A 6500-nucleotide genomic window follows, 5' to 3' on the forward strand; every position below is an offset into this window, starting at 1 on the left:
AGCCAAAGGACATACGGATATTGCGAAGTTTAGACACCCAGACCGAAATTGAGAACCACGTCAAATCCCTTCGACTGCCCCACGATGTCTCCGGATTCCATTACTTTTACGGCCCCACGGCTAAAGTGGTCGACCGGCGGCCAAACCGGCATCACTCCTGAGACCGCTGAACCATCCCTCCTTAACGTGAAGTATGAGTTTTGAGGCTGCGTCATTGCCGTGTTTCCCAGCAAATCCCAACCCGACGCGTCGGGTTGGGATTTTTGTAAGCTCGACTCTCACTAAACTAACCTCACCCGCTCGGCCCCGCGTTTAGCGGCCACCACGCCCCCTCAGTAAAGATTCCCCGGAAAGCCCCCGCCGCAAAGGAAACCGCCCCACCATGGCTGCCCCGCAGAAAGGAACCGGCTTCAGTTTGAAGGACCAACTGTTCAACCAGGACCGCGTCTCGTATCTCGCGTCCTGCTTTGAAGCGGCGGACTCGCGGTTTGACGCAACCGGATTCGTCGCCGAGACGATGAAGGACTTAAAAAAGCTAGAACTCAAAGAGCGAATCGTTCATATCGCCAGCACGCTGGAGCGATACTTGGTGTCGGACTACAAGGTGGCAGCAAAGCAAATCGCCGCCGCGCTGCCACCGCCGCTGGATCCGACCAAACGCGATGACGATTTTGGCGACTTCATCTTCGCACCGCTGGGAGAGTACGTCGTTCGCAATGGACTCGAAAAACGACACCTAAAACTGTCGCTCAGGACGATCAAGGCAATCACGCAGCGGTTTTCGATGGAGGACGCAATACGCGCATTCATCAACACGCACCCGACCGAAACGCTAAGCACGCTGGAAAAATGGTCAACCGACCGAAACTATCATGTACGGCGTCTGGTCAGCGAAGGCACACGACCGCGGCTTCCATGGTCCGGCCGACTGTCGATCGATACGACCACCGCGATTCCGCTGCTGAACACATTGCATGCTGACCCCACTCGCTATGTCACTCGATCGGTTTCCAATCATCTCAATGACATTGCCAAGACGCATCCCGATTTGGTTTTGGAAACGCTAAAGCAGTGGCAACAGCTTGGGCAGCAAAACGCGTCGGAGCTGCAATGGATGTGCAAACACGCGCTGCGAACCTTGGTCAAACAAGGAGATCGCAAAGCCTTGGCACTTCTCGGATTCAGCCCCAACCCCAAGATTACGGTGACGGATTTTGTCATCCACACGCCTCAGGTTCGTCCAGGCGATGCGATCGAATTCACGTTTGAGATAACGGGCCGCAAAAACGAATCGTTGCTGATCGACTATGTGATCGATTTCGTCAAAGCCAATGGAAGCACGTCGCCTAAAGTCCACAAGATCAAACAGCTTCAGATCAAGAAGGGCGAGACAATCTCGTTGAAAAAGCGTCATGTGTTACGAGACGCCGCGACGACGTATTCCCTTTACCCAGGCATTCACTACGTCACGCTGCAGATCAATGGCCGATCCTTCGGAACTCAGTCCTTCGACTTGCAATGACCCCCTACCTACGTACGTGCCCCATCGGCTGACGCCCATGGCTACAGCATGTCGCCACTTCGTGGCTGCTGGCGACGCAGCGTGATACACCGAGCATGTCGTCGCTTCCCTCAGGCTTGCCCTGGCGAGAGCGACGAATTCTCCTTTCACCGCGAACCTTGATAGAATCATGGCATCGCGTTTTGGTCGTCACCCCTGCCCTACCCTTTCCGCCTCTCTCTCCTATCGGTACCGAGCAACCATGATTCGCATCACCGTTTCCTGGATTTTCCTGTGCTGTTTCGCATTTCATACCACCGCCGCCGAACCGTCTTGGACTCAGTGGCTGGGCGATGGCCGTGACGGCGTTTCAGAGGAATCCGGCTGGTCGATCGATTGGCCGGAATCGGGACTCCCGATTGCCTGGGAACGTGAAATCGGCATCGGCTTTAGCAGCGTGTCGATCGCCAACGGTCGGCTATTCACGATGGGGCACAACGACGGCGAGGAAACGGTTTATTGTCTGAACCAAACCAACGGCGAAACGATCTGGAGTCACAGCTACCCGTCCGCATTGGTCGACAACCTCTACGAAGGCGGCCCCGGAGCAACGCCGACGATTGATGGCGACCACGTCTATACGCTTGGCAAAGAAGGACAACTGTTCTGCCTAAGTGCGGAAGACGGCACCGTCCTCTGGCAGCGAGAACTCCAAAAGGACCTCGACGTCGAATTGCCCGAGTGGGGTTTCAACAGTTCGCCCACCCTTGTGAACAACCAAGTCATCGTGCAGGGCGGACGAGTCGCATCGTATAACAAAACCAACGGCGAACTGATCTGGAAGACGCCCAAACACACCGCAGGTTATGGATGTGCCGAAGTTTTTCAACACGACGGCAATACGATGCTCGCAACGCTGGATTCGGATGGCTTGAGGATCCTCGACGCCAGCAACGGAAAACAAATCGACGCCTTCCCCTGGCCCTCGCCGTTTCGCACCAATTCAACCACGCCGATCGTCCAGGACGACACGATCTATATCTCGACCGGCTATGGTGTCGGCTGCGGCAAATTTCGGCTGACCGACGGCAAGTTGGAATTGATTTACGACAACCGCGAGATGCGAAATCACTTCAACAACAGCATCCTGTATCAAGGCAATCTGTATGGATTCGATGGCAATTCGAATCTCGGCCGTGTCGTGCAACTGATTTGCATGGACCATGAAACGGGCGACGTGCTTTGGCAGCAGCGTGGACTTGGTTGCGGGTCGCTGATGATCGCCGATGGAAAATTGGTGTTACTCAGTGAGGATGGCCAACTGGTGATCGCCGAGGCGACGGGCAAGGAATACACAGAACTCGCGCGAGCCGAGATTCTTGATGGCCGCTGCTGGACCGTCCCCGTCCTGCTTGACGGTCACGTTTACGCCCGCAACGCCCGAGGTCGGCTTGTCGCCGTGACGCTTCCGTAGGTCATGCCGCGGATTCGTCTTAGGCCTGCTAAATCGGGCACACCCCAGCGATTCCTGAAACAACCACACTCCGTCGACGCAGCGCGATGGCGTTATCAATTGCGGTGCCGCGAGAGCTGCAAAACCGCCCGATTTCCTCGACCCGCCACATTATTCGCCCTCGGTAGAGTACGAATGCGATACAATCACGAAGATGTATAGAGTAGGTCCGAGTGACTGAGCGACTGTTTTTTAGGAAGATAGGTCACTCTCTGCCCTCGAATCATCGACTTGCCGCCCCCGGCAAGTTGCCCACCAAGTGCGTCCCCCAACCTTCCCCCGCCATCGACGCACGCCCTTGCCAAACCGTTACGAAGAAAGTGGATAGAGATGCAATCAATCCATCAACAGCGTCGACGTAACCAAGCGTTTGTCCGTTTCGCTTGTGGGATAATTGGTTGGGCGTTTCTCTGCTTGCCGCAGCCCACGACGAGTCATGCGGACGACTTCTTTGAATCCAAGATCCGTCCGCTACTGATCACTCACTGCATTGAATGCCATGGCCCAAAGAAACAAGAATCAGGACTCAGGCTCGATTCACGCGACGGATGGCTCCACGGCGGAGACAGCGGCGCAGCGATCATCCCCGGCGATCCCGAAAACAGTCTGCTGATCCAGGCGGTTAACGATTCGGGTGACGCGGCGCAGATGCCACCCGACGGAGTCAAACTCACCTCGGCTCAGATTGCCGACCTAGTCAGCTGGGTCAAACATGGCGCCATCGACCCACGTGTCGAGACACCCGACAGTGGATCGGAGACCGACGCGATGGATCTCGAATCGGCAAAACAGTTCTGGTCGTTTCAACCGTTGTCAAAGCCATCATGCCCCAAGGTCAACGACACACGCTGGATGGCCAATCCGGTCGATGCCTTCGTTCGAGCGGAACTTGACAAACAAGCGTTAACTTCGGTTGGCGAAGCGGACAAACGCACCTTGATCCGTCGCGCCACATTCGATTTGACCGGGTTGCCGCCGACTCCGACGGAGATCCAGCAATTCTTGAACGATTCGTCGCCCGACGCATTCGCATCGCTGGTGGACCGACTGCTGCAGTCGCCCGCTTATGGTGAACGTTGGGGACGGCATTGGTTGGATGTCGCGCGTTACGCGGACACCGCGGGCGATGGCGCGGACTATCCAGTTCGAGAAGCAGGCAAGTATCGTGATTGGGTGGTCAATGCGATGAACCGCGACCAACCGTTTGACGAGTTTATTCGCGAACAAATTGCGGGCGACATCTTGGCCTCTGCCGGCCCTGCGGACCGCTACGCCGAACGAGTCACCGCGACCGGTTTTCTTGCCATCGGAAAACGTTACGGGTACGCCCCCGAGCCTGACTATCAATACCTCGATTTTGCCGACGTGATCGATTCGGTAGGCCGCTCGATCTTGGGGTTATCACTGGGCTGTGCCCGCTGTCACGATCACAAATTTGATCCAGTGTCGGCAAAGGATTACTATGCGCTGTACGGCATTTTTGAAAGCACGAAATGGGCATTTCCCGGCGGCGAGGTCCACAAGCGGCCCGCCCACTTTCCTCCCTTGGTGCCCGCCGCCGAGGCCGCGCGGCTTGATAAAGTCAAAGCCGACAAACTCGCACGTTTGGATGAGGAAATCGCACAGCGAAAGCAAGACCGAGCGGCGCTCGATGGCAAATCGTTTGCTGGCGGCGTCGACCTCGGGTTCGAGGAACAACCGCTTGGAAAACCACCCGCCAAGTCCTGGCTCTCCTCTGGGCCGAACACAATCCACGCCGATGCCCAAAGTCCCTTCACTCACATTCACCCGGTAGGCACACGTGGTGTCCGTGTGGGAACAAGTCGATCGCACGATGGTATCCGCTACGCTTTTGATCAGGCCTTGCATGCGAAACCGGAAAAACAAATTCACTTTACGATCGATTTCCGAACCGCGGCGGACGCGACACAACAAGCCGCCTATCGCTTCTTTCTGGGACGCGGCGTGGTCCAATCGCTGGCCATCGAATGCAGTGTGACCGCCACCGAGTTTGCGATTCGCAGTGGTGGACAGTGGGATGTCATTCGCACGCTTGAACCAGGAACTTGGTACACGTTGCGAATCACCTTGGACCATGAAAAGAAGTCCTATGCGGGCATCGTCGGCACGATCGACGACCTTAGTGAATTCGCCGACAAACCACTCAGCCCCAATTGGGATGGGATCGTCGATACATTCATTTGTGATGGAATCGGGCATGTCAGCGGCCCCGCACCGACGCGTGACATTGACAACCTTGGGCTGCAAGAGACCGCGTTTGGGATCCCGGGCAGCGGTCCTGTGGTGATCCCCGAACCGGCCCCTGAGACGGAACAGCGATTGGCGGAATTGGATGCTCAATTGGCAGCAGCGACCAAACATCGCGACACGATTGCCGCGACGCCCGCGTACGCCGTCGCTTACGGTGTCAGCGAGGGGACACCAACCAACACGCGGCTCCAACAACGTGGTGAACCCGAGCGACTCGGCGACGAAATTCCGCGACGTTTTTTGAATGTCCTCGGCGGGGACTTGTTGCCGCCTGATGCGTCTGGCAGCGGACGATTGGAACTAGCCCATTGGTTGACTCGCCCTTCGAACCCACTCACCGCACGCGTTTTTGTAAACCGGGTTTGGCAATGGCACTTTGGCCAAGGCTTGGTGACCACGCCAAGCGACTTTGGGGCACGTGGGGAACGCCCGAGTCATCCCAAATTACTCGACTGGTTGACGTCAGAGTTCATTGAATCGGGTTGGTCGATCAAGTCACTTCATCGCCAAATCATGAATTCACGCACCTACATGCTTGCGAGTGACGATCACGCAAAAAACCTTACCGCCGACCCAAACAATCGTTGGCTGTGGCGTTACTCGCGTCGACCGCTGGACGCGGAATCGATTCGCGACGCGATGCTCGCCATTAGCGGACAACTTGACCGCACCGTACCACAATCCCATCCGTTTCCCCCGGTCGACCAATGGGCCTTTACCATTCACCGGCCATTTCATGCGGTTTATGAATCCAATCACCGCAGTATTTACCTGATGGTCCAGCGAAACCGACGCCATCCTTTCCTGGCGATGTTTGACGCAGCCGATCCGAACACTAGCGTGGCGAAACGGTTGCCGACAACCACGCCAACTCAATCGTTGTTCCTGATGAACTCAGCATTTGTCCACGAACAATCCGAGGCATTTGCTAAGCGGCTGTTAGCCACCCCAGGCGACGATGCTTCGCGAGTCCGTCTCGCCTACGAGAGCGTGCTCGGCCGCGACGCGCCCGACACCGAGGTCAACGAGACGCTGTCGTTTCTGGACGTCTACCACCGCAAACTGGTGAGAGCGGAAAGTTCAGAACCAGCAAATTCGATCGTCGCCTGGGCCGCGTTCGCACGCGTGTTGTTATCCAGCAATGAATTCCTGTACGTGGACTAGCCAGCGAGCTCGGCTCCCTTTTTCCCAAGAACCGCAATGAACCTTCCTCTG

Annotated in this window: 3 protein-coding genes; all 3 read left to right on the forward strand. The window is 56.5% G+C overall.

The annotated features are described in order from the left end of the window. Window positions 1–382: 382 nt before the first annotated feature. The 3 genes from ABX962_RS26470 to ABX962_RS26480 all read left to right on the forward strand — a co-directional run bounded on the left by ABX962_RS26470 (window position 383) and on the right by ABX962_RS26480 (window position 6449). Window positions 383–1522 carry a DNA alkylation repair protein gene (locus ABX962_RS26470; RefSeq protein WP_372723869.1) on the forward strand — a complete coding sequence of 380 codons (1140 nt, stop codon included), beginning with the start codon at window positions 383–385 and terminating at the stop codon, window positions 1520–1522. Window positions 1523–1763: 241 nt separating this feature from the next. Continuing rightward, on the forward strand, window positions 1764–2975 hold the full coding sequence (locus tag ABX962_RS26475; protein WP_372723871.1) for a PQQ-binding-like beta-propeller repeat protein: 1212 nt from the start codon (window positions 1764–1766) through the stop codon (window positions 2973–2975). Window positions 2976–3344: 369 nt separating this feature from the next. Continuing rightward, window positions 3345–6449, forward strand: a complete 3105-nt coding sequence (locus ABX962_RS26480; RefSeq protein ID WP_372723873.1) for a PSD1 and planctomycete cytochrome C domain-containing protein — start codon at window positions 3345–3347, stop codon at window positions 6447–6449. The last annotated feature ends 51 nt before the right edge of the window (window positions 6450–6500 follow it).

Origin of the sequence: Novipirellula sp. (assembly GCF_041583735.1) — a bacterium.
Classification (GTDB): domain Bacteria; phylum Planctomycetota; class Planctomycetia; order Pirellulales; family Pirellulaceae; genus Novipirellula.

What these genes read in the sequence shown, in the direction of transcription:
- ABX962_RS26470 (WP_372723869.1), top strand. Translation starts at nt 383, where the DNA reads ATGGCTGCCCCGCAGAAAGGAACCGGCTTCAGTTTGAAGGACCAACTG.
- ABX962_RS26475 (WP_372723871.1), top strand. Translation starts at nt 1,764, where the DNA reads ATGATTCGCATCACCGTTTCCTGGATTTTCCTGTGCTGTTTCGCATTT.
- ABX962_RS26480 (WP_372723873.1), top strand. Translation starts at nt 3,345, where the DNA reads ATGCAATCAATCCATCAACAGCGTCGACGTAACCAAGCGTTTGTCCGT.